1 protein-coding gene and 2 pseudogenes are annotated in these 1,638 nt (G+C 54.3%); all 3 read right to left on the reverse strand.

Annotated features, from left to right (window positions below):
* Positions 1-196: 196 nt before the first annotated feature.
* A pseudogene (locus tag ACMX3H_RS18650) lies at positions 197-604 on the reverse strand (prephenate dehydratase domain-containing protein); the annotation flags it as partial.
* 197 nt (positions 605-801) lie between these two features.
* Positions 802-1,122, reverse strand: a pseudogene (raiA, locus tag ACMX3H_RS18655) (ribosome-associated translation inhibitor RaiA).
* Between the two features lie 248 nt (positions 1,123-1,370).
* Positions 1,371-1,638, reverse strand: a 268-nt coding sequence (bamD, locus tag ACMX3H_RS18660) for an outer membrane protein assembly factor BamD (RefSeq protein WP_415211847.1), incomplete at its 5' end; no start/stop codon positions are given.

Consider the following 1,638-nt stretch of genomic DNA (forward strand, 5'->3'; position numbering starts at 1 on the left):
CTTAATGTTAAAGTCCAGCGGGAAATTGGGACGACGTCTTGAGGGTTTTGGTGGGGTTTGTTTCATGAATTGCGCCCATTAAAAAAATAATGGACATCATCTTCAATAACTTGATGGGGAATTAACAGACGGCGCTGGGCGTACACTTACTTATAAGGCGGGGCGTGGCGGGTGCCGCCAACGCCCCCCGCGCATGTCATTCCGGATCTACCGGCAGGACATTTTCGCTCGGGTAGCAGCCCAATACCTTCAGCGAACGCGTAATTGCCTGCAGCTCGCGCAGTGCTTTTTGCATTTTCGCGCAGCGCAAATTGGCCTACACATCAATACAAAACATTTCTTCATGGGCATTACCGTGTATCGGCAGGGACTCCAGGCGTGTCATCACGATACCGTGGGTCCGCAGCACGAGCAGCGCCTCGACAAGAGCGCCGGGCTGCTGGCCATGATAAGCGTGGTTTTCGCCGGCACCTGCTCGGTGACGTCGATAGGCTTGCGGGCCAGCACCGATAAAACGGGTGATGTTCTCTTGCTGGTTGGCCAGGTTATTTTCCAGCACCTGCAACCCGTACAAAGCCCCGCCCTGTCCGCTGCCCTGCGCGGCGGCCTCCTAGCATCGGAAGATAAAAAAAAGAAAGCGAAGAAAAACGGTGTGGTCGGCATAGTCAACTCGTTGGAAAGAAGAATAAGGGGGGTACAGTAACCGCTCGCTTTTCCCCCTGTCAATATAAAACGCGCCCTGAGGGCGCGCTATCGAGGTGGTAACGTTGCCATGCGCGGGTGGATCCGCCGGCAGGGGGGTTATACCACCATAAAATTCGCGGTTTTGACACATTCCGCGGCGTGGCGCGCTTCGCCCTTGTGCTGGACTTTATTTATTTGACGTTTAAGTTTCGCCAGCAGCTCGTTTATCGCCAGATACATATCCTGATGGGTCGCGCTGGCCACCAGTTGCCCATTGGGCGTGCTCAGCGTCGCGTCGGCCACAAAACCCTGCGGCTGTTTGGAGAGGATAATATGCGGATTAATCAGCTGGGTCTGCCATTTCGCCAGGCGCTCTTCCGCGTGTTAACGAATGGCGGGAGTGATCTCCATTTGCTTACAGGTAATGTTGATTATCATAGAACTACCTCTCTGCGTGTTTCCGTCTACATAGTTTAAGCATACCCGCGAAGGGCATCTTTTGTGTGATTTGGATCACTTTTTTTCGGCGGGGCGGCGGGGCGGCGGGGGGGACGGGTTCTGTGAGCAGGGGTCAGTAACGGGTTTTATCTTCTTGTCAGCGCTAGCACAATGGGATAATATTGTTAAGTTAACCATACAAAAACGGCAGCCAAGGTTGCCGTCTGGCATTATGCCTCGCCGTGCCGTTAGGCCGGGTTTGACGCGATAATCTTCGTCACTTTGTCCGCCTGGCCGTTCAACTGCAATTCCCGATAGGCTTTTTCCATATAGGCCAGCGCCTGGCGCGTCGCCTGCGTATCGGGGAAGTCGCGTAGCATTTGCTCAACGCGGTTAGCCACCGCTACATAGGCGCCGCGTTTGTTGTAGTACTCCACCACCGACAGTTCATGCTTGGCCAGCCGGTCTTTGAGAGAAACCAGACGTTTGGTGGCATCCATGGCATACTGGCTGTTC

Origin of the sequence: Sodalis sp. (in: enterobacteria) (assembly GCF_047607725.1) — a bacterium.
In the GTDB taxonomy this organism is placed as follows: Bacteria; Pseudomonadota; Gammaproteobacteria; order Enterobacterales; family Enterobacteriaceae; genus JBLKSS01.